Consider the following 21,780-nt stretch of genomic DNA (forward strand, 5'->3'; position numbering starts at 1 on the left):
GGAATAGGCGTCAGTCGATTACGCGAGGCCGCCAGTTTCACACCCCGGTCATGCCAGGCCGGCCGCGATGGCGCGGCGGACGGCGTCGGCGCGGTCCCGGATGCCGGCTTTGGCGAACAGGTTGTTGATGTGGGTCTTGACCGTGGCCTCGCTGATGAAGAGTTTCTCGGCGATGGCCCGGTTGGGCAGGCCCTGGCCGATAAGGGTGAGCACCTCGCGTTCGCGGCGGGTGAGGCCCGGGGGGAGCGACTGCGCGTCGGCCGGCGGGCGCGTGCGGACGGTGGCCAGGAGGCGGTTCTGCACCTCGTGGTCGAGTACGGACTGTCCCGCGGCGGCGGCCCGGATCGCACGGACGATGTCCTGGCGCCCCGCGTTCTTCGTCAGATAGCCGCGGGCGCCGGCGCTCAGGGCGGCCAGGATCGAGTCGTCGTCGGCGAAGGTGGTCAGCACGACCACGGCCGTTCCCGGGTGTTCCTCGCTCAGCCGGCGGGTGGCCTCGGTGCCGTCCATGACAGGCATGCGCAGGTCCATCAGGACGACGTCGACCGGTGTGGCGGCCACGGCGGCGAGCACCTCGGTACCGTCCGCGGCGGCGGCCACGACGTCGATGTCCTCGGTCATGTCGAGCACTGCGGCCAAGGGCTCGCGGACGGTGGCCTGGTCGTCGGCGACGATCACCTTCAGCGAGCGCTCGGTCAGCGGGTCCTGCGGGGTCCGTGGCTCCTGGGCCGGTTCGTTCGTCGTCATCCTCGGATCACTGCCTCCACCTGCCAGCCGCCCCGGTCCGGTCCCTCGGTGAGCGGACCCGCGGTGAGGGTGCCGCCCAGCAGGGCGACGCGTTCGCGCATTCCTATCAGTCCCATGCCACTGCCGACACTCGCGGTCGCCTCACCGGTCGCGGGCCCGTTGCGGACGGCAAGGCTGGTCGAGGCGGCGTCGAACGTCAGCTCCACCGCGATCTCGGCCCCGGGAGCGTGCCGGGCCGCGTTGGTCAGCGCCTCCTGCGCGATGCGCAGCACGTTCTGGGTGACCTGTGCCGACAGCTCTCGGACGGCCCCGGTGACGGTGAGCACCTCGCGGTGGCCGGACGACTCGATCATGGCGGTCAGGCTCTCGAGCAGCGGAAGGGAGTCCTCGCGCAGCGCGTGCACGGTCCACTGGGCCTGCTTCAGGCTCTCCCTGACAAGGCTCTGCGCCTTGTTGTGCGCCGCGCGGACCTTCTCCAGGTCGCCGGTATCCATCAAGGCGTCCGCCAGCTCCAGGTGCATGTTGATCCCGGCCAGCGAGTGCGCCAGCACATCGTGGACGTCGCGGGCGATGCGGCCGCGTTCGGTGAGCACGGCCGTTCGCGCCTCGGCCCGCGCGGCCCGCTCGGCGGACTCGGCGGCCTGGAGCCTCGCCTCCACTGCCTGTTGCCTGCCGCGGCCCAGGATTCCGGCCACCACCGGGATGCCGGTGCTGAGGCCGAAGGTCCAGGTGCGCAACTGGTGATCGGGGCCGACGTAGAAATACGGCCTCAAATAGAAGACAGCGCCGCACAGCAGACTGGACAGGGCCGCGACCGCCAGGGCCGGCTTGAGGGCGAGGCGGTAGCCGGCGTGGCCGACGAGGAAGTAGGCGAAGAGGTAGCCGGAGCCGCTGCTGCTCACCTCCAGCAGGCCGGCGGATGCCACGACACCGGCGGTCAGCCAGACCAGCGCGGCCCGGTGTGGGAAGGCGGGCGGCAGGTGTCTGGCCAGCAGGGCGACTGAGTTGACCACCAGCAGGGCGACCACGGCCAGGCCGCGGCCGCTGACGCCCACCGGCCGGACGGTGATGACCGCGATGGCGATGACCAGCAGGGTGACGGCCCACTGGAGAGAGGCGTCGTGCCGGAGCACGACCCGAGGGCCGGGCTCCCGTTCGGAAGCCGGCCCGGGGGCTGGGGGATTGTCGGAAGCGGACACGGCGCGACGATAACCCGTACTCAGACCGTCCGGTCCGCGGCGACCGCCGCGACCCGTCCGTCCACGGCCGGCTGCCGCAGCTCCCGGGTGGCCATGCGGCCGCGGAGAAATATGGCGCCCAGCCGCGTGACCACCTCGGTGAGTGCCATCAGCACGAACGCGGCCACCCACGCGTCCCCCGTGGTGATCTGGTGCGCCAGGCTGAAGCGGGCCACGTCGTCGGCGCCGCCGTGGTCGACCCACAGCTGGAAGCCCATCCGCGCCCCCATGCCCAGCACCCACACGGTCGCGGAGACCGCGCCCGCCTTGATGAACAGATGCGCGCCGACCTTGCGTATACGGGTGTAGACGCCGCCCACGACGCCGAGGGCCGCGCCGACGGCGACGAGCGCGCCGATCAGCACCAGGTCGTTGCCGGCCGTGGGCACGGTGGTCAGGTAGCTGTGCGCGACGAAGGCCACGATCCCCAGGGGGATCACGTACGACTTGGCGTCGAGGCGGCCCTCCCGCAACTGCCGGAAGACGACGAGGAGGAGGGCGATGTCGGTGATCCAGTCAGTCGTTGTCATGCCTCAAGCCTGCTGGCACGGGCCCATACGCGCCTGGACCCACGGGTGGAACTACGGGTGGAGTCCGGTCAGCCGGTGATCTCACGGGCTCACGGGAGCAGCAGTCGTTCCAGCAGGACGACGAGAACGACAGATCGCCCCCTTTCGCCACCAGGTCGATCTGCTGATCACGATCCCCGGGATCAGCACCACGGTGGCCCACGTGATGATCGCGGAGATGGGCGCGGACATGAGCCGGTTCCCGAGCGCCGGGCACCTGGCCGCCTGAGCCGGACTCGCCCCCGGCAACCGCGAGTCCGCCGGGAAACGCAAACGGGCACCGACCCGGCACGGCAACGTGTGGCTCAAGGGCGGACTCGGCGTCGCCGCCCTGGCCATCGGCCGCACCAAGGGCACGTATCTCGCCGCCCAGTACCACCGGCTGCGACCGCGGCGCGGCGAGAAACGCACCATCGTCGCCGTCGCGCACAGCATGCTCGTCCCCGCCTACCACATGCTCACCACCGACGTGCCTTACCAGGACCTCGGCCCCGAGAGCCTTCCGGGGCCAAGATCATCCCGTGGCGGGTTTCTGGCGTATCTGGGAACCCCCCACGTTCTCGGTGTCGATGCCGTCGGGTGTGGCTACTCGGGCCCTGGTCTCGGTGCGGGTCCCGCGTTGCGGAGGCTGTGTTCGATGAGGCCGGGTTGGTCGATGGTGCCGGTGTAGCGCAGGGCCGCCCCGACGGACAGGCCGAACAGGTCGCAGATGCGGCGGGGGTCGCCGCCGGTGGCATCGGCCTCGTGAAGGAGGCGGTCCTCCCGGAGCCGGCTGGTGGGCATGCCGAGCACGTCGTTGGTCCAGACGTGGCTGACCGGCTCCACGCCGCAGCCTGTGGTCTGGGAGACGAACAGATGGGGGTTGGCGGTGCGGGGCCAGCGGCGGTTTCGGTAGTCCAGACAGGCCGCCAGGCGGGTACGCACGGGGTCGGCGAGCAGGACAGTCCGGTTCGGCAGGAACAGGCGACCGTCGCGCAGATCGGTGGTCTTCAGGCTGCGCAGTTGCCCGGAGGTGAGCGCGTGGAAGATGGCCAAGGCGGCCAGAGCGGCCCGCGGCACTTCCTGGTCGTGGAGGACTTCGCGGAGGGCGTCGACCTCGACGGGCAGGGGAATTGTGGGGGTCGGCATGCCGCAGAAGATCCGGGCGGTGGGGTCGGTGAAGATGATCCGCCGGTTCTTCAGTGGCCGCAGGATATGCCGCAGGCCCTGGAGCATGTCGACGCGTGGGGTTCCGCTGTCGGGCAGGACGGCGATGACGTCGGCACGGGTGATGGACCTCAGCGAGTCCTTGCCCTGGCCCGCCCACGCTCGCAGAGCGGGCAGCGCGTTCGTCACCATCCGCTGAATCCACCGGTGCGGCTGTGCCTTGACGCGCGGCGCGGTGGTGCTGCCGGACAGCTTCAGTTCGAACCAGGTGGTGAGTTCGCCGAGCATCGGTTCGGGAAGGTCGGCGGTGCGCTCGCGGAACCAGGGGACGACGTTCGGCGTACGGTCGTCGTCCAGCATGTCGAGCTCAGCCAGCAGCCTCAGCAGGGGGCTAACCGGGAGGAGCAGGTCACGCAGCAACAAGACGTCGGACGCCCGGAACCGGGCGCCGGGTGTCTCCTGGATGCTCAGTAGGACGCGTAGCCCGCGGTCCAGACCCCAGGCGGTGTTGTACCCGAGCCCGTGGCGTTGCGCGTAGTCGTCGACCGCGGCCTTCAGCGCCGCTGCAACCTCGGGTGCGTCAACGTCGGGGAAGCCGCGCTCTTGGCCGCGCCGCAGGTCCCGGCCAGACGGGGGAAACAGGACGAGCTGCCGGTGCTCTGCTGGCACCAGCGGCGGCGGAGGCTGCGGAGCCGGTTCAGGCCGACGCCGCGACGACTTCGGGTTCAGCAGTTGCAAGCGCCTTTCCGTGTCCGCGAAGTACAGCTGCTGCCCGTGTCGGTTCGCCCCTTCCAGGTCTAGGGCATGGCGGCGGGGCCGCAGCATCTGGGCTTGCTTCGTGCACAGCCGACACGCGTCGTTCTCGCCGAGGTGAAGGACGCGACCGCAGATCCGGCGTGGACCGGCGTCCGGGTAGAGCCGACGCCAGCCACGGCACCCCACGCACATCCGGCCGTAGCGCCGCAGCATCCCCCATGCGAAGCAGTCCGGGCAGGATGTCGGACGCTCTGCTGATGACCCGCGGTAACAGTTACGGCACTTGAACGCCGTCCAGTAGTCCTCGGTCGATCCGCACTGACGGCACGGCGGCGGGTCGCACGGTTGTGGCCTGCAGCGGTGGCAGTACTTCGCGCCCTGACTCGATACTGGCCGCTGCCGGCACCGCGGACAGGTTCGCGGTGGCGCCATCAGAGCGGCGGAAGGGTCCGGCCGCGGCCCAGCCGTGGCACTACCGACGTGGACCCGGTCGCCGCTTGCGACTCGGCCTGCGGCCTTCTGGCCGCCGCTGCCTCCGGCTCGTGAATCAGCAGATCCGCCGTGGTGCACTTCAGTACCAGGCAGATGATGTCCAGGTCATCGAGCCGGACCGTCGTGGGTGTCCCCGTCCACAGCGCCGACATCTTGCCCGTGCTGATCTCCAGCCCGGCCTCCGCCAGGCGTCGGCGCATCTCGGTGGACTTCCAAATCCCCCGCTCGGCGGCCTTCATCCGCAGGTTCCAGCGCATATCCTCTTCCTCAGCCCAGGCCCAGCCGGGTCATAACCCGGTGGTTCGCCGCCGCCCACGTCTGCTCGATGTGGTTCTCGTGGACGTGGATGTACCGGGTTGTAGTGGACAGCCATTCGTGGCCCAAAAGCTCTTGGACCGCCTTCAAGTCGACGCCTTGCAGGTAGAGCGAGGACGCGCAGAAGTGCCGTAGCACGTGCGGTGTCAGACGTCCGGACCACGTGGGCAGGAAGGTAGCCACCGCGCCCTTCAGGCCCGACCGCAGTGCGTCGTCACCGGCCCGCAGGCAGAACCCCGTGAGAGGGTCGCGGCGCTCGCTGGGGAACATCGGGGCGTCGGGGTTGGCGTAGTCGTCGCCGAACTGGTGCCGTACATCGCCGAGCCACCAGTCCATCAGGGCGTCCGTCGAGTTGATGGCCGGCACCAGTCGCCCCTTCGGCCCCCGCCCGCGACTGCCCTTGCCGTGCCGGACGTGCAGCTTGCCGAAGTCGCCCAGGTCGGGCCGCCAGTCACGGATGTCCAGCTTGAGCGTCTCGGTCATGCGCGTCCCGACCCGTCGCCACAGCGAGGCGACCATGTAGTCCCGGGCAGCGGGCAGGAACTTCCTCGCCCTGCCCAGAGACTCCCGCCAGCCGTTGAACAGCTGGTCGACCTCCGCCTCGGACGGCGGAATCCTCTGCGTTCCGTACTCGCTCTTGGCCGGGCGGTTGAACTCGTCGATCGGCTGCACCAGCACGTGACCGGTCAGCGCATGGATGTCGCCCTGGTAGCGGGCAATCAGGAAGTCGAAGAACTGCGCGAGCGTCCACGCCTTGGTCTGGACGGTGCTGTGAGCCAGTCGCTTGACCTTGCGCTGATCCGCGAGGAACCGGTCGGCGTCCTCCGGGCCAGTGGTCCATACCGGCCGACCGAGGAACCGCACGAACTCGAAGATCGCCCGGCGGTCGTCGGCGATCGAACTGTCCGCCATCCCGGCGCCGACCCCGGCAAGGAGGAACTGATCAACCAGCTCCTGCTCAAAGTCCTCGTATTCCTGCGCAGTCGCCAGTCGCCGCGGTATTCCGATCGACCGGACGACCGCGAGCGTCATCGACGCCTCAGCTCACTGGGAACGGCCATGCGTCATGGATAGCGGCAGATCATCAGGATTCTCGACGGAACGTCGGACTCTCCACGCGATCGAGTGAACCCCCGCTCAGCAGCACCGCAGGTCAGAAGATGATGAACCGAGCAGAAAGAACTCACGGGAGTCCCGACAGATGTACTGCTGCGAAGCGGCGGGAGACAGCGCAGCGGCTGTCAGCTCGTCCCAGGCAGTGGAGTAGCGCAGCACGTCCTGTCGCTGTTCGAGCAAGCCACCACCCGTGATGTGCTGGCGAACGTGCACAAGCACACCGACTCCGGCGAGTGCCACCTCCGCCTCCAGAACACCCCGGACGGCGTCCGCACCACGGTCAGCGACACAGAACCCACGCTCCCCACCGTCCGCGAGCCGGACTGGTGCGCCGAGAGCGGCCGTGGCATGGACGGCGACGATACCTCCGACCCCTCCCCCGTCCCGCTGCTGGCCGCTTTGCGCCGAAGGCGCGAGACGATACCCGCACCCGGCAACCGAACCATGCCGCCCCAATCAGCGTTGGGCTACTTCGCAGGGGCGGGCCGCCAGAGGCAGGTCAGGCGACCAGCTGTCGCCGCACCGCCTGGGCGTCGATCAGATAGTTCATCTCGTAGAAACGCCCGTCACGGACCTTGTGGAAGGCGTACTCGGCATACTCGACCGTAGCGCCGGTGGGCGGCACGCCGAACCACTCCTTCGCGGGTGTGCCCTTGTTGAACAGACGGGCCGCCACTCGATCACCGTCGATGGCGAGGTCCATGACCCGCCAGGTGAAGTCCGGGACCGCATCGGTGTGGCCCTCCTGGTCCGCGATGACGTCGTCCCGCGTGACCGGGTGGCCGTTCATGATGAGTTCGTCGTGGATGAATTCGGTCATGCGGTGAAACTCATGAGCGTTGAGCGCGTCGATGTAGCGCTGGAAGAAGTCGCGCAGTTCGGCGTCAGACATGATTGCCTCTCAGTGCCCCGGATCGTGGTGTGTTCGAATGGTGCCGGTTATCCGCTTCGCTGCGTGCCACCCGGCGGTCCGGTCAGATCTGGTTCATTCCGCCGTCGACATAGAGATTGGCGCCGTAGACGAAGCTGCTGTCCGACGAGGCGAGAAAGGTCACGGCGGCGGCGATCTCGTCGGGGTCGGCGACCCGCTTGGAGGGCAGGCCGGCCGCGACGGTCTCCATCATCTCCCCGGCGCGATCGCCGAAAGCGGCGTCCCACATCGGGGTGTTCACCGGGCCCGGCGAGATCGCGTTGACCCGGACACCCCGGCTGCCGAGCTCGTCGGCCCAGGCGCGGGCGTATGCCCGCACGGCCGCCTTCGACGCTCCGTAGGCGCTCATGCCCGCCGCGCCTCCCTCGGCGGCGGTGGAGGCGGTGAGGATCACCGAGGCGCCGTCGTTGAGCAGCGGGAGGGCCTTCTGCACGGTGAGGAAGGTGCCCTTGACGTTGATGTCGAAGATTGCGTCATGGATGTCCTCGGTGAGCTCGTCCAACGTCGCGATGTGGTTGATGCCCGCGTTGGCGAACAGCACGTCCAGGCCCTGCCCGTGCTCCCGCACGCGCTGGTACAGGCGGTCCACGTCGGCCGCGACGCTGATGTCACCGGACACAGCGGTGGCGTTGCCGATGGCGGCGACGGCCTTCTCCAGCTCGGTTTCGCGCCGGCCGGTGATGAACACGTGCGCGCCCTCGGCTGCGAGTCGCTTCGCAGTCGCCAGGCCGATCCCGGCGTTGCCGCCAGTGACGACTGCGGTCTTACCCTCAAGCTGCCCCATGGCCATGACCTCCCAAAATTTAAGCACCGATCGATACTGAATGAGACTGTAACACCTTCCGCACCGGCCAGTACAAAATAGGTGCGATGGATTGCACGGAGACGCGGCAGAAGGGACCGATCGGCCGACCGAGAGGCTTCGACACCGACCAACCCCTTGAACACGCCATGCGGGTCAGCCGACCGCCCGGCAGGTGGCCACCGCGTTCCTCAACGGCTCCGTCCGGGACACCACCCGCCCCGGCTGCCCCACCGGGCGCCTCGGCGTCCAAGGGCCCCTCGCCGCCGGCAACTCAGGACGCAACCCCGCGACGACCTCCAGCAGGTGGCCGACATGGCCCTGCGAAGCCGGCCACCAGCCACGGGCCCGGCTCAGCCGAGCGGCTGAGCCGGCACGGCCCGCTTCGCAGGCTCGGGCAGTGGCGGCGCCTCGGTCCACACCCGGCGCACGGCGCCGGAGTCAGATCCCGGGTCCGTAACCGGGGTTCGGCTGCCGGCGAGGGGTCCACCACTCGGTGAGCCCCCACACCCCGAGCGCGAGCGCGGCCACGGCTGCGAGTGCCGCGACCCAGGGACGGCGCACCCATCGCGTGGTCAGCGTCCAGGCGAAGAGCGGAACCAGCGCGCCGCCGAGCACGATGAGCGGCAGATCGACGTAGAGCACGCTCAGATCGCGGGCATGGCCCTCGAACCCGCCGTCGATACTGATCGCGGCCCGCGGTGCCCAGACGAGCGGCGCGGTCGTCGCACCCAGGCCGGCGAGAAGGCATCCGGCGGCACCGCTGGCCTTCGGGCTCATGCCCGCGGTCCGTCCCGTGCTCTTTCCGCTCATGCCCGCGACAGACGCGATGGCACGGCGCACGGTTCCGGGGCTCACACAAGGTCACCAACAGGCCCGCTGAAGCCGAGAACTGGAGACAGCTGATGACGCGAGCTCACCAGTACCAGGGCGTCCGCCGCGCCGCCCCGCGATCGTCTGCCCGTCAGACCGATGGGTCCCAGACGCGTACGACGCCACCTCGGCCCGCCGTCAGCACCACACAGCGGCCGTCCACCGGCGTGATCGCCACCGCCCAGACCTCGCCCTCGTCTCCGGCCAGCGGCGCCCCGATCTGCCGCCCCTCGGCGAGGTCCCAGACCCGGGCGGTCCCGTCGTCGCTGCCGGTCACCGCGAGCGTACGGGCTCCGACCACAGCGGCGGCCACGGTGGACACGCGCTCCGTGTGACCCGTGGGGAAATGGCCGACCGGCTCGCCGCCGACCGCGTCCCAGATCCGCAGCTCGCTCTCGCCGGAATCGGTCACCGCCAGCGCCACGGGACGGCCATCGACCTCGGACAGCGCAACGGCGTGGACCAGTCCGTCGACGGACCACTTGTGGACCAGTTCGTCGGACTCCAGATCCGACAGCAGCACTTCACTGTCACCGCCGGACACCACAACCGGACGCCCACGAACCTGCCCCAGCGCGAGGTCGCTCATATCGTCGGAGTGGCCGGGCAGCTCCCGCGGCTCCTGCTCCTCCGCGTCCTCGTCATCGGTCGGCCCCCATGCCTCGACCCCGGGATCCGCCGGATCCCATACCCACACCTCGGGGGTGGGTCCACCGGCCACGAGGGTGATGCGCCCGCCGACCGGCACCATGCCCAGGGCGTGAACACAGCTGCGAAACTCCGGCGGGGCATTGAGCAGTTCGCCGCTCATCACATCCCACAGACCCGGCCCTTGATGCTGCCCGCCCGCGGCGAACAGCACCCGCCCATCGACGACGGTCACATCCATATGCTCGAAGTCCGGGTACACGGGAATTCCGTACGACCCGTTGTCGAAATCGTCCAGTGGCCGCTCCAGCCACTCATCCCCGATCAGGTCCCATGTCCACACGTCGTTACGACTGGCGCAAACCGCCCACGGCCGTCCATTCACATCGGCCACAGCGAAGTCGTCGATATTTCCTTCGGACGGAATCACGCTGCTCTTGATCAGCCGAGGGTCGGTCATGTCGACGATCCTAAACTGGCCGCCATGTCGCCCAAGAGCTTCTACGAGTTGGTCTTCAGCGTGTCTCCCGGAGCTGCCCGTAAGGACGCCCATTACGTCGTCGGCAGCCTTGATGAGGTCAAGCGCGCTCTGGATTCCGAGCTCTCCGCCGGCGCCAGTGTCTACTTGCTGTGCTGGCACACCACGAAATTGGCGTTGAATGTGTACGAGCGGGGCGAATGCGTCCGCTCGATCAACCTCCACCCGCACATCATCGTCTCAGTCGATGGATATCCGGACATCACCTTTCTTGAATCGGGCAAGCCAGTCGGCCATGAAGTCGGCGCGGATGACCCGTACAAGATGGAAACGGCGCTTTCCGATGGAATGTTCTCCGGAGAACTCGACGACGCGATCGAGGTCACCGTCGATTGGGCGAGCGTCGAGGTCCCGCCGCTGGTCGGCGAGATCGCGGTGGACGGCGACTATGTGAAGCTCGTCGATCATCCCTCCGACGACGACTGTGACGAGGGCTATGAGGATGACGAGGACTTCGACGAGGACGACTTCGACGAGGATGAACTGGAGGACGAGTTCATCGAGCGCGGCTATGTCCCGTACGGGTTCAGCGACTTCGAGGAGTGAGACCGCCGCACCCGGCGAAAACCCATGTGCGTGGCGCCCCGGCCCCGGCCAAGATGGCGATCATGAGCGTGTTCATCGAGGATCCCGCACGGCTCGGTGAGGAACGGCTGTCCGACGGGCGGTCGCTGGGGTGGGCCGAATGGGGGCCGCCGGACGGTGTGCCCGTGTTGCTGTGTCCGGGGGCCGCCACCAGCCGGTGGCTCGGCTTCGGCGCGGACGTCGTCCAGGCGCTCGGGGTGCGCCTTGTCTCGGTGGACCGTCCTGGGCTCGGCGTCTCGACCCCCGCACCCGGCCGGAGCTTCGGCGACTTCGCCGACGACATCCGCCAACTCACCGCGCTCCGCGGGCTGGGGCGCCCGCCGGTGGTGGGGAACTCCCAGGGCGCGCCGTTCGCGCTCGCGTGTGCCGTGGAGGGCATCGCCTCCGCGCTGGCCGTCGTATCCGGCGCGGACGAGGTCGCCACGCCGGAGTTCGCCACGGCCCTGCCACCGGATCTGCGTGGCCTGGTCGACCGGACCGCGAGCGACCCGGCGGGCGCCGAGGCGTTCTTCGCCGGCCTCGGCGCGGACGCGATGTGGGACATGGTGATGGCTGGGAGCCCGGCGTGCGACCTCGCCGTATACCGGGACCCCGGTTTCGCCGCCGCCTACCGCCGCGCCCTGGCCGAGGGCTTCGCCCACCAGGCCACCGGCTACGCCCGGGACACTGTCCTGGCCATGGGGCGGTGGCCGTTCGACCTCGCCCGGATCGCCGTACCGGTCGACATCTGGTACGGCGAGCGGGACACCAGCCACTCGCCGGACAACGGGGCGCTCCTCGCCACCCGTATCCCCGGCGCCGACCGCCGCGTCGTGCCGGACATCGGTGGCGCGGTGCTGTGGACCCACGCCGAGCCCGTCCTCACCTCCCTCCTGCGGAAGGCCGCGGCCAACCGGTAGCCAACGGGCAGGCGGCCGGTGGGCGGCCGTCCCGCAGGCCGTCCCGCAGGCCGCCCCACGCCGCCTAGGCCACACATGCCTCGCACCTTCGCGGCCTCGCGCCTAGGCTGTCGCCGGAGGCGATGGCTACCGGCCGGTAGCCCAGACGGCGACAGACCGCGAAGGAGCGCGAGATGAAGGGCTGGACCGCGAGCGACATCCCCGACCAGACCGGCCGCACCGCCGTGGTGACCGGCGCCAACAGCGGCATCGGCTACATCACCGCCCGCGAGCTCGCCCGCCACGGCGCCCAGGTGGTGCTGGCCTGCCGCAGTGAGGCCCGCGGGGCCGAGGCCGCGGAGCGGATCCGGGCGCAGGCCCCGGGCGCGAATGTGCGGGTCGCGCCGCTGGACCTGGCGGACCTGAAGTCCGTACGGGCCTTCGCGGCCGAGCACAAGGGCGACCGGCTCGACCTGCTGATCAACAACGCGGGTGTGATGGCCCTCCCCTACCGCAGAACCGCCGACGGCTTCGAGATGCAGTTCGGCGTCAACCACCTGGGACACTTCGCTCTGACCGGCCTGCTGCTGCCGAAGCTGCTGGAGGCGGGCCCGGGGGCGCGGGTGGTCAGCGTCTCCAGCTTTATGCACATGCTGGGGACGGTCGACCCGCGCGACCTCAACATGGAGCGCAAATACGGGCGTTGGACCGCATATGCCCGCTCCAAGACCGCCAACCTCCTCTTCGTCCACGAGCTGTCCCGCCGCCTGCGCGCCTCCGACACCCGGCTCACCGCCACCGCGGCCCACCCCGGCTACGCCTCGACCAACATCGCCACCGCCGCCCCCAAGCTGGAGGGCCGCCGCGGCACCCAGCGCTTCATGGAAATCGGCAACCGCTTCTTCGCCCAATCCCCCGACAACGGCGCCCTCCCCACCCTCTACGCCGCCACCGCCCCCGACGTACACCAGGACGACTTCTTCGGCCCACCCTTCGGCATGTGGCGCGGCACCCCCACCCGCTCGGCCCGCGCCAAGTGGACACGGGACGACAAGGCGGGGCGGGGGCTGTGGGCGGCGTCGGAACGGCTGACGGGCGTACGGTACGACGCGCTCGCGGGCTGACTGCTTACGTTCAGCGTCGGGGGCAGGGGATCTCGAGGAGGCGAATGAGGTGGCGGTTCGCGGGCCCGGCTGGTCACCGCCGTATCCGTTACTCCGCGGTCCGGCGCCGCTCCTCGATGCGGTTCAGTACGGCGCGCAGCGCCAGTTCGTAGCCGAAGACGCCGTGGCCGCAGAGGTAACCCTGGCTCACCGCCGCCGTCACCGACGTGTGCCGGAACGGCTCGCGGGCGTGCACATTGGAGATGTGGACCTCGATACAGGGCACGTCCAGCCCCGCCACGGCGTCCACCGCGTCCCGCAGCGCGTAGCTGTAGTGCGCGTACGCACCGGGGTTGAAGATGATGCCGTCGTCGTGGCGGGCCTGGTGGACGAGGTCGATGAGCATGCCCTCGCTGTTGCTCTGCGCACACCGCACCTCGGCCCCCAACTCCTGCCCCAGCGCCGTCGTACGCTCCTCGATCTGCTCCAGCGTCGTGGCCCCGTATGTGGCGGGGTCACGCTCGCCGAGGAGGTTGAGGTTGGGGCCGTGCAGCAGCAGGACGCGGGGGCGGTGGGCGGTCATCGTCAAGGGTGTCCGATTCGTTCGTCGAGGGCGCGGCGGGCGCCTTCGAGGGCGGGGGCGGTGGCCCGGCGGGCGGTCTCGGCGTCGGGGAGGCCGAGCGCGATGGCGATCTCGTCCCAGCTGCGGCCCGAGCCGAGCAGCGCCTGGACGGCGGCGCCGAGGGCGGAGTCGGTGGCGCGGCGGGCCTCGGCGATCTCGCTGAGGGTGGTGAGCAGATCGGGGGCGGTGTGGGCGGCGCCGGTGTGCCGGCCGGCGAGGGTGAGCGACTGGTCCGCGGTCACCCACCAGTCGGCCGGGGTGGGGGGCTGTTGAGTCACGGTCACCCGGCCATGGTAGCTCCGGGGACCGCCGAATGGTTTGCTTGGTCCGCTGTACGGACCATGATCCGCGATCGGTCGGCATACCGGTGGCACAGCGGCGGCACACCGGCCTTGGTGAAGCGCTGCGGGCCGGATCGTGCTCCGGCCCGCTCCGCCTCACGTACCTCACGCCTCGACGCGCTCCACCTTGTCGATGAGCAGCGCGTACGCAAGCAGCCCCACGGCCACCACGATGGCGATGTAGCCGAGCGCCCACGCGAAGGAGCCGGTGCCGTCGACGATGACGCCGATCACCAGCGGGGTGAGCACCCCGCCCGCGTTGGCCATGAAGTTGAACACGCCGCCGCCGGTCCCGGTGAGCCGACGCGGGACGGCGTCCGAGAACAGCGCCCAGCTGTTCTGCATCAGCCCCTGGGCGAAGAACGCGATCGACATGAAAGTGATCACGAGCGGAACGGAGTTGGTGAAGTTCGCGCAGACGATGATCGAGGCCAGTACGAAGCCGATCATCACGGGCGTCTTGCGGGCGAACGTACGGGACTTCCCGCTGTTCAGCATCCGGTCCGACCAGGCGCCGCCGACCAGCGTGCCGACCAGCGCCGCGAGATACGGCGCGGAGGCCCAGAACCCGGCCTTGATGACGCCCATGTCCTTCTCCTCCACCAGATAGCTGGGGAACCAGGTGAGGAAGAAGAACAGCACGGAGGCGCTGGCGAACTGTCCGATGTACATGCCCCACAGCCGCCGGTTGGTGAGCAGCACTCGCAGATCGGCCCAGATGTCCGTGGGCTCGCTCGCCGCTGCCTTCTCGGCGGCGTCGGCCGTCTCCTGCTCGTCCGCCTGCCGGATGTGCGCGAGTTCCTCGGCGCTGACGCGCGGGCTCTGCTCCGGACGGTCGTACACCCGGCGGAACCAGACGACGGAGAAGAGCAGCCCGATGGCCCCGGTCACCAGGAAGACCGAGTGCCACCCGAAGTGCACGGTGAGCAGCGAGAGCACCGGGGCGGCGATCGCCAGGCCGATGTACTCGCCCGCGGTGTACGTGGCGGTGGCCCGCCCCCGCTCGCGGCCGGGGAACCAGTTGACGACGAGCCGGTTGTTGGACGGGAAGGCCGGGGCCTCGAAGGCGCCGAGCGCGATGCGCACGCCGATCAGCGAGCCGAAGCCGCGGGTCAGCGCCATGGCGGCGGTGGCCAGCGACCAGCCGATCAGCGCGTATCCGAAGGCCAGCTTCGCGCCGACTCTGTCGATGAGCCGCCCGGTGGGGATCTGCAGCAGCAGATACGCCCAGCCGAAGGAGGAGAGCAGCACGCCCTGTTCGGTGGCGCTGAGGTGGAAGTCGTCCTTGATGTGCGGGAGGGCGACCGACAGGTTCGTACGGTCCAGGTAATTGATCGCCGTGATGACGAACAGCGACGCGAGCAGGCCGTAGCGGGCGCGGCTGACGGCCGGGCGGGCGCTGTCGGGAATGAGGGGTGGGGCGGCGGAGGGGTTGGTGTTGGTGCTTGTGGTGCTCATGAAGACTCCTTTGTCTCAGCCGGGGGACTCGGCCGGGGGACTCAGCTGGGGGACTCAGCTGGGGGACTCAGCAGGAACTCAGGCCGCGGGGGTGGCCACGGCGGCCGTGGCAAGGACGCGACACGTGGTCCGGTAAGCGCGCGCGGCGGTCTCCGCGGGTGCGCGGGCGTCGAGGTCGTCGGAGAGGACCTCGACCGAGACGGGAGCCTGTACGCCGGCTCGGCGCAGCAGACGCAGCAGACCGGTGAGGTCCGCCGATCCCTCTCCTGGCAACTGCCGCTGGTGGCGGGCTTCGTGCAGGGTGTCGGACAGGGGGGTGGGCAGAACGTCGTCGAGCTGGACGCTCACCACGGCGCCGGGCGGCAGGGCCGCGATCTCCTCGGGGCGGGTACGGCCACGGGTGAGGTGCCAGGCGTCGAGGATCAGCCCCGGGGAGGCGGCCCCGGCCGGGCGCGGGGACCGTACGGCGGCCACGACGCGCGCCGCGAGGCCCAGGTCGCGGATGCCGGAGAACGGCATGAACTCCAGGCCCAGCACCGCCCCTGCCCGCTCGGCGCGCTCGGCGGCCGTACGGAGCCCGTCGACCAGGTCCTGGTACGGGTGCTCATCGAACATCCCGGCGTTGACGCGCCGGGCGCCGAAGGTCTCCGCGATGTGGAAGACGGTGTCGTCCTCGCTGCGCCGCCGCTCGTCGTAGCGCCGTGGCCGCGCCCAGTGGCGCAGTAGTTCCACCTCGGTGAGCCGCAGGCCGTACTCGGTCAGCAGGGCCGCCATCCGGGCGTCGGTCCAGCCCTCCGCACGGGCCTGCCGATACTGGTGCACGGCCAGGCCGATGCCGGTGAACCCGGCCTGCGCGGCGGCCCGGACGCGCTCGTCGAAGGAGGCGGTACGCAGGGTCAGGGCGCACAGGGTGAGCCCGGGTGCGTCAGTCGCCGTCATCGAAGCAACCGCCGTCATCCAGGGAGATCCACGTCTTGCCGGCCCGCTCACGCGCCCCGGCGAACGCCTCCTGCGCACGCTCCAGCGGGAAGCGGGCGCAGATCGCCGCGCCGGGCCGCACCGCGCCGGAGGTGATGTCGGCCAGCGCGGCCGTGAAGTCGCCGGGGTGGTCGTAGATGAGCGAGCCGCGCAGGGTGAGCTGGGAGCGGACCAGCTGGTTGACGCTGAGCGGCAGCCCCGCCGAGCCGAGCCCGACGAGGACGGCGGTGGCGCCGGGGACCGTACGCTCCAGGGCCGCGCCCAGCGCGGCAGCCACCCCGGAGGACTCGAAGACGTAACGGAAGCCCCCCTCGCCGTCGGCCGCCGCGCGGGCGCCCAGCGCCTCGGCGTGCGCCAGGCGGCTGGCGTGCGGCTCCACGACGGCCGGGCGGACGCCGATGGCCAGCAGCGCCTGGCACAGCAGCAGGCCCTGCGCACCCGCGCCGACGACCAGCGTCTTGTCCCCGGCCCCGACTCCCCCGCGCCGCACGGCGGTACGGGCCACCGTGTACGGCTCGGCGCAGGCGAGATCGGCGGGGTCGGCGGTGTCGGGGACGGGGTGGGCGAAGGAGGCGGGGACGACGATCCGCTCGGCGAGGAGACCGGGCGCGTTCATGCCGACGATGACGCGCTTGGTGCAGGCGGAGGTCAGGCCGCGGGCGCACTCGGGGCAGTCGAGACAGGCGTAGTTCGGCTCGATGACCACGCGCTGCCCCACGGCGCGGTCCACGACCCGCTCGCCGACGGCGACGACCCGGCCGAAGCCCTCGTGGCCGACGACCCACGGCAGCGCCGGAACGGCCCGGTCGCCGTCGAAGACGGCCAGGTCGGAGCCGCAGATGCCGATGCCTTCGAGGCGGACCAGGACATCGTGGGGGCCACACTCGGGTTCCGGCCAGTCGTCGACTGTCTCAAGGCGGCGGGGAGCGGTGAGGACGGCTGCTTTCACCGTGTCTCCTACGTGGGGAGGGGAGGGCGGACGGGGAAGTTGGTCCGCTGAATGGACCTTGGGGTCCGTGTGCCGGTGACGATAGAACGTACGCTGAGCATCGACAAGAGGTTGCGGGCGAGTAACCACGGTGTAAAACGGACGGCCCGGCCGGAAACCCGGGCCTGACAAGCCAGAAAGCCCTTACCCACCCCGCTCCGGCCCTGGTCCGCACAGCGGACCTCGGTCCATACTGGGCGTCCCTATCGGGCCTGGACAGGTCCGCCGAGCGGACCGAACGGCGAGGAGCAGCGGTATGAGCGAAGACAGCACGGGCGGCACGGACGGCCAGGACGGCAAGGAAGGGAAGGAGGGCGGCGAGGCCCGGGGGATGCGGACGGTCCAGCGGACCATCGACATCCTGGAGCTGTTCAACGAGCACCGCCCCGCGCTGTCCCTCCGCGAGATCGTCACCACCAGCGGCCTGCCCAAGACCACCGTGCTGCGGATCCTTCAAACCCTGCGCCTCAACGGACTGCTCTGGCTGGACGAACACGGCCGCTACACCGCCGGCCCCGCCTTCCTGCGCTGGGTCCGCATGGCGGACCAGGGCTGGCGGCTGCCCGCCCCCGCCCGCCGGGCGCTGCGCGAACTGGCCGCCGAGCACCGGGAGACGGTGCACCTGTACGTACGGCGCGATGTACACCGCATCTGCATCGCCCAGGAGGAGGGGCCGCAGGCGCTGCGCCATGTCGTCCAGGTCGGCGACGAACTGCCGCTGTGGGCGGGCGGCCCGTCCAAGGTGCTGCTGCTCGGGGCGGACGACACGCTGCTCGACCGGGTCGCCCGCCGCTCCCCGCACGGCCCGGACCACGCCACGACGCTACGCCGCTGGGTGGCCGAGACGCTGCACAACGGGTACGCGGTCAGCCACGGTGAGCACGAGGAGGGGCTGTCGGCGGTGGCCGTCCCGGTACGGGCGCGGGGCGGCGAGGTGGTCGCGGCGCTGTCCTTCGGCGGCCCCTCGGCCCGCTTCACGGCGGAGCGGCTGCCACGCTTCGTCAACTCACTGACGATGGCGGCCCGTGCGGTCGGGGGAAGCGGAGGGTTCGGCGGCCTGCGCGGGTAGGCGCCCCACGCCCGCAACGGACAGCGCCACCCACGGCCGCGGCAGGCAGAGCCACCGCCGCAGCGGGCAGGACGGCCTACGCCCGCAACTCCTCCGCCGCGTCCGCGACCCGCGCGATCAGCCGCAGCAGCGTCTCCCGCTCCCCCTCATCCAGCGGCGCGAGGAAGACCCGGTTCATCCGCGCCGTACGCGTCACCAGCTTGCGGTGGACGCGTACGCCCTCATCCGTCAGCTTGAGCACATTGCGCCGCCCGTCGCGCGGGTCACGCACCCGCTCGACCAGCCCCCGCCGGGCCAGCCGGGCCACGAGGTCGGCGATGGTGGAGCGGTCGAGGTGGACATGTTCGCTGAGGGTGCGCTGGTCGATGTCCGGCTTCTCGACGAGCGCGTTGAGCACCGCGAACTGCGGCGAGGTCGTCTCCTCCGAGACCATCGCGCCCCACAGCAGGGAGTGTGCCTGCTGCAGCCGGCGGGCCAGGTGCCCGGGATGAGTACTCAGATCGACCCCGCCCATACCCCGTCGCCCCTCTCCGCGTCCGGTTCCTGCGCGCACCTCTTGCGCGCACCCCGCATTTGATTCGTACACTGAACAATTCTGCCCCGCGGAAGCACCCGTGTCGAGCGCCAAGGTTTCTTCCTAGACTCTCTTGACTGAGCCCCCTTGACGATGACAGCGTTCTGGGACGACAAAAATAATCAGCACACTGAGCATCTGGGCTCAGATGTGCGAGCACCGCGGAGTGACGATGGCCGACATCCGAAGCCTGCACGACGCCGTGGCGGACCTGGTCCACGATGGGGACACCCTCGCGATGGAGGGCTTCACCCACCTCATCCCGTACGCCGCCGCGCACGAGATCATCCGTCAGGGCATCACCGACCTCACCCTCGCCCGGATGACCCCCGACGTCATCTACGACCAGCTGATCGGCGCCGGACTGGTGCGCAAGCTGATCTTCTCCTGGGGCGGCAACCCCGGCGTCGGGTCGCTGCACCGCTTCCGCGACGCCGTGGAGAACGGCTGGCCGCGCCCCCTGGAGCTGGACGAGCACAGCCACGCGGGCATGGCCAACCGCTATGTGGCGGGCGCGTCCAAGCTGCCGTTCGCCGTGTTGCGCGGTTACCGGGGAAGCGACATCCCGACTCGTACGGAGACGGTCTCCACCGTCGTATGCCCCTTCACCGGCGAGGAGCTGGCCGCGGTCGCGGCCCTCAACCCGGACGTCACGGTCATCCACGCCCAGCAGGCCGACCGGAGCGGCAACGTCCAGCTATGGGGGCTGACCGGCGTACAGAAGGAGGCCGCGCTCGCCGCCGACCGGGTCCTGGTGACCGTGGAGGAGATCGTCGACACGCTGGAGCCACGGCCGGGCGGGGTCGTCCTGCCCACCTGGGTCATCGACGCGGTGGCCGAGGTCCCCGGCGGCGCCCACCCCTCGTACGCCTCCGGCTACTCCGTCCGGGACAACGCCTTCTACCAGGCATGGGACCCGATCGCCCGCGACCGCGAGGCGTTCACGCGATGGATCGAGGAGCACGTGCGGAACGAACACAGCGGCGCGAAGGCTGCCGCGCGATGACCACAGCCACCACCGAAACCCCCGACTTCACCCGCGACGAGCTGATGGAGGTCAACGCCGCCCGCGCGCTCGCCGGCGCCAGGACCTGCTTCGTCGGCATCGGCCTGCCCAGCACCGCCGCCAACCTCGCCCGCGCCACGGTCAATCCGGACCTGGTCCTGATCTACGAGTCGGGGACGATCGGCTCCAAGCCGACCCGGCTGCCGTTGTCCATCGGCGACGGCGAGCTCGCGGAGACCGCGGACGCCGTGGTGCCGGTGCCGGAGATGTTCAACTACTGGCTCCAGGGCGGCCGGATCGACGTCGGCTTTCTGGGCGCGGCGCAGGTCGACCGCTACGCCAACATCAACACCACGGTCGTGGGCCGCGGCCCGGACAAGCCGGAGGGGCGGCTTCCGGGCGCGGGTGGCGCCCCCGAGATCGCCTCGAACTGCGGCAAGGTGCTGATGGTGCTGCGCCACTCCATCCGTAACTTCGTCCCCAAGCTCGACTTCGTGACCACCCTCGGCCACGGCGCCGGCCCCGGCGACCGCAAGAAGCTCGGCATGCCCGGCGCGGGTCCGGTCGCCGTCATCACGGACCTCGGTGTGCTGCGCCCCGACCCGGCGACCGCGGAGCTGGTGCTGACCGAGCTGCACCCGGGGGTATCTGTCGAGCAGGTACGGGCCGCCACGGGCTGGGAGCTGCGGGTGAGCGACGGACTCGGCGCGACCGAGCCGCCGACGCCGCGGGAGCTGGCCGCGCTGCGCGCCCTCAAGAACGCCGGAAAGAGCTGCGGAAAGGACGCTTGATACAGATGAGCAACGGCACTCTGCGCGAGGTCTACATCGTCGACGCCGTCCGCACTCCCGTCGGCAAGTACGGCGGCGCACTCGCGGGCGTACGCCCCGACGACCTGGCCGCCCATGTCGTACGCGCCCTCCTCGCCCGTACCCCCGACCTCGACCCGGCCCGCATCGACGACGTCTACTTCGGCAACGCCAACGGCGCGGGCGAGGAGAACCGCGATGTGGCCCGGATGGCCGTCCTGCTGGCGGGCCTCCCCGTCAGCGTGCCCGGCGCGACCGTCAACCGGCTGTGCGCCTCCGGTCTGGAGGCCGTGCTGCAGGCCGCCCGCGCCATCGCCGTCGGCGATGCGCATATCGCGCTGGCCGGGGGCGTGGAGTCGATGAGCCGCGCCCCCTGGGTACTGCCCAAGCCGGAGCGGGCGTTCCCGGCCGGGCACCAGCAGCTGTACTCCACCACCCTCGGCTGGCGGATGACCAACCCCGATATGCCGCCCGAGTGGACCGTCGCCCTCGGCGAGGGCGCCGAGCTGGTCGCCGACAAGCACGGCATCGGCCGCGAGGCGCAGGACGCGTACGCGCTCACCAGCCACCAGAAGGCGGTACGGGCGTGGAAGGAAGGGGCGTACGACGCGGAGGTCGTGCCGTACGAGGGCGTGGACCTGCTCCGGGACGAGACCATCCGCGACAACACATCGCTGGAGTCCCTGGCCAAGCTGAAGCCCGCCTTCCGTAAGGACGGCGGCACGGTCACGGCCGGCAACTCCTCGCCGCTGAACGACGGCGCGGCCGCGCTGCTGCTCGTCGACGAGGAGGGGCTGCGGGCCACCGGGCGCGAGCCGCTGGCCCGGATCGGCGCGTCCGCCGTCACCGGCATCGAGCCGCAGTACTTCGGCCTCGGGCCGGTCGAGGCCGTGAACCGCTCGCTCGCCAAGGCCGGCCGTACCTTCGCCGACCTGACCACGCTGGAGCTCAACGAGGCGTTCGCCGCGCAGGTGCTGGGCTGCCTCGCCGAATGGCCGGACCTGGACCCCGACCTCGTCAACCCGCGCGGCGGTGCCATCGCCATCGGCCACCCCCTCGGCGCCTCCGGCGCCCGGCTCGCCGGGGCCGTCGCCCACCAACTCGCCGCCGCCGGCTCCGGGGTCGGCCTGGCCACGCTGTGCATCGGCGTCGGGCAGGGCCTCGCGCTCGTACTCGAAAGGTAATGGTGACCGAGATG

The 21,780-nt window shown here is 70.5% G+C and carries 24 protein-coding genes and 1 pseudogene; 8 read left to right on the forward strand and 17 right to left on the reverse strand.

Annotated elements, in window-relative coordinates; all coding sequences use genetic code 11:
• Nucleotides 1-48 precede the first annotated feature (48 nt).
• The 3 genes from ACH4U7_RS39685 to ACH4U7_RS39695 are packed head-to-tail and all read right to left on the reverse strand — an operon-like array spanning nt 49 to nt 2,515.
• On the reverse strand, nt 49-747 hold the full coding sequence (locus tag ACH4U7_RS39685) for a response regulator (RefSeq protein WP_398532624.1): 699 nt from the start codon (nt 745-747) through the stop codon (nt 49-51).
• Complete coding sequence (locus ACH4U7_RS39690; protein ID WP_398532625.1) at nt 744-1,946, reverse strand: sensor histidine kinase; 1,203 nt, start codon at nt 1,944-1,946, stop codon at nt 744-746. Before ACH4U7_RS39690 ends, ACH4U7_RS39685 begins: the two co-directional genes overlap by 4 nt.
• Before the next feature lie 20 nt (nt 1,947-1,966).
• A complete protein-coding gene (locus ACH4U7_RS39695; RefSeq protein ID WP_398532626.1) occupies nt 1,967-2,515 on the reverse strand; it encodes a hypothetical protein in 549 nt (182 codons plus the stop codon).
• Between the two features lie 166 nt (nt 2,516-2,681).
• On the opposite strand from ACH4U7_RS39695, the gene ACH4U7_RS39700 reads away from it, so the two are divergent.
• On the forward strand, nt 2,682-2,783 hold the full coding sequence (locus ACH4U7_RS39700; RefSeq protein WP_372455166.1) for a transposase: 102 nt from the start codon (nt 2,682-2,684) through the stop codon (nt 2,781-2,783).
• Nucleotides 2,784-3,139: 356 nt separating this feature from the next.
• Here the strand turns inward: ACH4U7_RS39700 and ACH4U7_RS39705 are convergent, their stop codons facing one another.
• From ACH4U7_RS39705 to ACH4U7_RS39740, 8 genes and pseudogenes are all read right to left on the reverse strand, one after another.
• On the reverse strand, nt 3,140-4,369 hold the full coding sequence (locus ACH4U7_RS39705) for a hypothetical protein (protein ID WP_398532627.1): 1,230 nt from the start codon (nt 4,367-4,369) through the stop codon (nt 3,140-3,142).
• A gap of 518 nt (nt 4,370-4,887) precedes the next feature.
• Nucleotides 4,888-5,205 (reverse strand): helix-turn-helix domain-containing protein, encoded by a 318-nt coding sequence (locus ACH4U7_RS39710; protein ID WP_398532628.1) that lies wholly within the window; start codon nt 5,203-5,205, stop codon nt 4,888-4,890.
• A gap of 10 nt (nt 5,206-5,215) precedes the next feature.
• Nucleotides 5,216-6,295, reverse strand: a complete 1,080-nt coding sequence (locus ACH4U7_RS39715) for a tyrosine-type recombinase/integrase (RefSeq protein WP_398532629.1) — start codon at nt 6,293-6,295, stop codon at nt 5,216-5,218.
• A gap of 105 nt (nt 6,296-6,400) precedes the next feature.
• Nucleotides 6,401-6,580: pseudogene (locus tag ACH4U7_RS39720) on the reverse strand (hypothetical protein); the annotation flags it as partial.
• A gap of 298 nt (nt 6,581-6,878) precedes the next feature.
• Nucleotides 6,879-7,271 (reverse strand): ester cyclase, encoded by a 393-nt coding sequence (locus ACH4U7_RS39725; RefSeq protein WP_398532630.1) that lies wholly within the window; start codon nt 7,269-7,271, stop codon nt 6,879-6,881.
• Nucleotides 7,272-7,353: 82 nt separating this feature from the next.
• The gene (locus tag ACH4U7_RS39730; RefSeq protein WP_398532631.1) at nt 7,354-8,094 is read right to left on the reverse strand and encodes an SDR family NAD(P)-dependent oxidoreductase; all 741 of its coding nucleotides are present in this window, start codon (nt 8,092-8,094) and stop codon (nt 7,354-7,356) included.
• 459 nt (nt 8,095-8,553) lie between these two features.
• Nucleotides 8,554-8,892 carry a hypothetical protein gene (locus ACH4U7_RS39735; protein ID WP_398532632.1) on the reverse strand — a complete coding sequence of 113 codons (339 nt, stop codon included), beginning with the start codon at nt 8,890-8,892 and terminating at the stop codon, nt 8,554-8,556.
• Between the two features lie 184 nt (nt 8,893-9,076).
• Entirely contained in the window at nt 9,077-10,093 is a 1,017-nt protein-coding gene (locus ACH4U7_RS39740) for a WD40 repeat domain-containing protein (protein WP_398532633.1), read from the reverse strand.
• 24 nt (nt 10,094-10,117) lie between these two features.
• On the opposite strand from ACH4U7_RS39740, the gene ACH4U7_RS39745 reads away from it, so the two are divergent.
• The 3 genes from ACH4U7_RS39745 (at nt 10,118) to ACH4U7_RS39755 (ending at nt 12,758) form a co-directional block, all read left to right on the forward strand.
• Nucleotides 10,118-10,717 carry a hypothetical protein gene (locus tag ACH4U7_RS39745; RefSeq protein ID WP_398532634.1) on the forward strand — a complete coding sequence of 200 codons (600 nt, stop codon included), beginning with the start codon at nt 10,118-10,120 and terminating at the stop codon, nt 10,715-10,717.
• 62 nt (nt 10,718-10,779) lie between these two features.
• Nucleotides 10,780-11,655, forward strand: coding sequence for an alpha/beta fold hydrolase (locus ACH4U7_RS39750; protein WP_398532635.1), 876 nt, complete (start codon nt 10,780-10,782; stop codon nt 11,653-11,655).
• A gap of 173 nt (nt 11,656-11,828) precedes the next feature.
• Nucleotides 11,829-12,758, forward strand: a complete 930-nt coding sequence (locus tag ACH4U7_RS39755) for an oxidoreductase (RefSeq protein ID WP_398532636.1) — start codon at nt 11,829-11,831, stop codon at nt 12,756-12,758.
• Nucleotides 12,759-12,846: 88 nt separating this feature from the next.
• On the opposite strand, the gene aroQ is transcribed toward ACH4U7_RS39755, so the two are convergent.
• The 5 genes from aroQ to ACH4U7_RS39780 form a co-directional block, all read right to left on the reverse strand.
• Entirely contained in the window at nt 12,847-13,320 is a 474-nt protein-coding gene (aroQ, locus tag ACH4U7_RS39760; RefSeq protein ID WP_398532637.1) for a type II 3-dehydroquinate dehydratase, read from the reverse strand.
• Nucleotides 13,321-13,322: 2 nt separating this feature from the next.
• Nucleotides 13,323-13,643: a hypothetical protein gene (locus ACH4U7_RS39765; protein WP_398532638.1), complete on the reverse strand. Its 321-nt coding sequence runs from the start codon at nt 13,641-13,643 to the stop codon at nt 13,323-13,325.
• Between the two features lie 162 nt (nt 13,644-13,805).
• Nucleotides 13,806-15,158 (reverse strand): MFS transporter, encoded by a 1,353-nt coding sequence (locus tag ACH4U7_RS39770; protein ID WP_398532639.1) that lies wholly within the window; start codon nt 15,156-15,158, stop codon nt 13,806-13,808.
• A gap of 78 nt (nt 15,159-15,236) precedes the next feature.
• On the reverse strand, nt 15,237-16,097 hold the full coding sequence (locus ACH4U7_RS39775) for a sugar phosphate isomerase/epimerase family protein (protein ID WP_398532640.1): 861 nt from the start codon (nt 16,095-16,097) through the stop codon (nt 15,237-15,239).
• Complete coding sequence (locus tag ACH4U7_RS39780) at nt 16,084-17,085, reverse strand: zinc-binding dehydrogenase (protein WP_398532641.1); 1,002 nt, start codon at nt 17,083-17,085, stop codon at nt 16,084-16,086. Before ACH4U7_RS39780 ends, ACH4U7_RS39775 begins: the two co-directional genes overlap by 14 nt.
• A gap of 295 nt (nt 17,086-17,380) precedes the next feature.
• On the opposite strand from ACH4U7_RS39780, the gene ACH4U7_RS39785 reads away from it, so the two are divergent.
• Entirely contained in the window at nt 17,381-18,193 is an 813-nt protein-coding gene (locus ACH4U7_RS39785) for an IclR family transcriptional regulator (protein WP_398532642.1), read from the forward strand.
• A gap of 76 nt (nt 18,194-18,269) precedes the next feature.
• Here the strand turns inward: ACH4U7_RS39785 and ACH4U7_RS39790 are convergent, their stop codons facing one another.
• Complete coding sequence (locus ACH4U7_RS39790; protein WP_398532643.1) at nt 18,270-18,707, reverse strand: MarR family winged helix-turn-helix transcriptional regulator; 438 nt, start codon at nt 18,705-18,707, stop codon at nt 18,270-18,272.
• A 232-nt stretch (nt 18,708-18,939) separates the two neighbouring features.
• On the opposite strand from ACH4U7_RS39790, the gene ACH4U7_RS39795 reads away from it, so the two are divergent.
• Genes ACH4U7_RS39795 through ACH4U7_RS39805 form a run of 3 tightly spaced genes read left to right on the forward strand, consistent with a single transcriptional unit; the run spans nt 18,940 to nt 21,766 of the window.
• Entirely contained in the window at nt 18,940-19,773 is an 834-nt protein-coding gene (locus tag ACH4U7_RS39795; protein ID WP_398532644.1) for a CoA transferase subunit A, read from the forward strand.
• Nucleotides 19,770-20,564 (forward strand): CoA-transferase subunit beta, encoded by a 795-nt coding sequence (locus ACH4U7_RS39800; RefSeq protein WP_398532645.1) that lies wholly within the window; start codon nt 19,770-19,772, stop codon nt 20,562-20,564. The genes ACH4U7_RS39795 and ACH4U7_RS39800 overlap by 4 nt, the downstream gene beginning before the upstream one ends.
• A 5-nt stretch (nt 20,565-20,569) precedes the next feature.
• Nucleotides 20,570-21,766, forward strand: a complete 1,197-nt coding sequence (locus ACH4U7_RS39805; RefSeq protein ID WP_398532646.1) for a thiolase family protein — start codon at nt 20,570-20,572, stop codon at nt 21,764-21,766.
• Nucleotides 21,767-21,780: the final 14 nt, after the last annotated feature.

This window comes from Streptomyces sp. NPDC020845 (assembly GCF_044334165.1).
In the GTDB taxonomy this organism is placed as follows: Bacteria; Actinomycetota; Actinomycetes; order Streptomycetales; family Streptomycetaceae; genus Streptomyces.

Excerpts from the sequence above, each read along its gene's own strand:
- ACH4U7_RS39770 (WP_398532639.1), bottom strand. The coding sequence starts at position 15,158 with ATGAGCACCACAAGCACCAACACCAACCCCTCCGCCGCCCCACCCCTC.
- ACH4U7_RS39685 (WP_398532624.1), bottom strand. The coding sequence starts at position 747 with ATGACGACGAACGAACCGGCCCAGGAGCCACGGACCCCGCAGGACCCG.
- ACH4U7_RS39710 (WP_398532628.1), bottom strand. The coding sequence starts at position 5,205 with ATGCGCTGGAACCTGCGGATGAAGGCCGCCGAGCGGGGGATTTGGAAG.
- ACH4U7_RS39740 (WP_398532633.1), bottom strand. The coding sequence starts at position 10,093 with ATGACCGACCCTCGGCTGATCAAGAGCAGCGTGATTCCGTCCGAAGGA.
- ACH4U7_RS39755 (WP_398532636.1), top strand. The coding sequence starts at position 11,829 with ATGAAGGGCTGGACCGCGAGCGACATCCCCGACCAGACCGGCCGCACC.
- ACH4U7_RS39795 (WP_398532644.1), top strand. The coding sequence starts at position 18,940 with ATGGCCGACATCCGAAGCCTGCACGACGCCGTGGCGGACCTGGTCCAC.
- aroQ (WP_398532637.1), bottom strand. The coding sequence starts at position 13,320 with ATGACCGCCCACCGCCCCCGCGTCCTGCTGCTGCACGGCCCCAACCTC.
- ACH4U7_RS39750 (WP_398532635.1), top strand. The coding sequence starts at position 10,780 with ATGAGCGTGTTCATCGAGGATCCCGCACGGCTCGGTGAGGAACGGCTG.
- ACH4U7_RS39745 (WP_398532634.1), top strand. The coding sequence starts at position 10,118 with ATGTCGCCCAAGAGCTTCTACGAGTTGGTCTTCAGCGTGTCTCCCGGA.
- ACH4U7_RS39725 (WP_398532630.1), bottom strand. The coding sequence starts at position 7,271 with ATGTCTGACGCCGAACTGCGCGACTTCTTCCAGCGCTACATCGACGCG.
- ACH4U7_RS39735 (WP_398532632.1), bottom strand. The coding sequence starts at position 8,892 with ATGAGCCCGAAGGCCAGCGGTGCCGCCGGATGCCTTCTCGCCGGCCTG.
- ACH4U7_RS39800 (WP_398532645.1), top strand. The coding sequence starts at position 19,770 with ATGACCACAGCCACCACCGAAACCCCCGACTTCACCCGCGACGAGCTG.
- ACH4U7_RS39715 (WP_398532629.1), bottom strand. The coding sequence starts at position 6,295 with ATGACGCTCGCGGTCGTCCGGTCGATCGGAATACCGCGGCGACTGGCG.
- ACH4U7_RS39805 (WP_398532646.1), top strand. The coding sequence starts at position 20,570 with ATGAGCAACGGCACTCTGCGCGAGGTCTACATCGTCGACGCCGTCCGC.
- ACH4U7_RS39730 (WP_398532631.1), bottom strand. The coding sequence starts at position 8,094 with ATGGGGCAGCTTGAGGGTAAGACCGCAGTCGTCACTGGCGGCAACGCC.
- ACH4U7_RS39785 (WP_398532642.1), top strand. The coding sequence starts at position 17,381 with ATGAGCGAAGACAGCACGGGCGGCACGGACGGCCAGGACGGCAAGGAA.
- ACH4U7_RS39775 (WP_398532640.1), bottom strand. The coding sequence starts at position 16,097 with ATGACGGCGACTGACGCACCCGGGCTCACCCTGTGCGCCCTGACCCTG.
- ACH4U7_RS39695 (WP_398532626.1), bottom strand. The coding sequence starts at position 2,515 with ATGACAACGACTGACTGGATCACCGACATCGCCCTCCTCCTCGTCGTC.
- ACH4U7_RS39790 (WP_398532643.1), bottom strand. The coding sequence starts at position 18,707 with ATGGGCGGGGTCGATCTGAGTACTCATCCCGGGCACCTGGCCCGCCGG.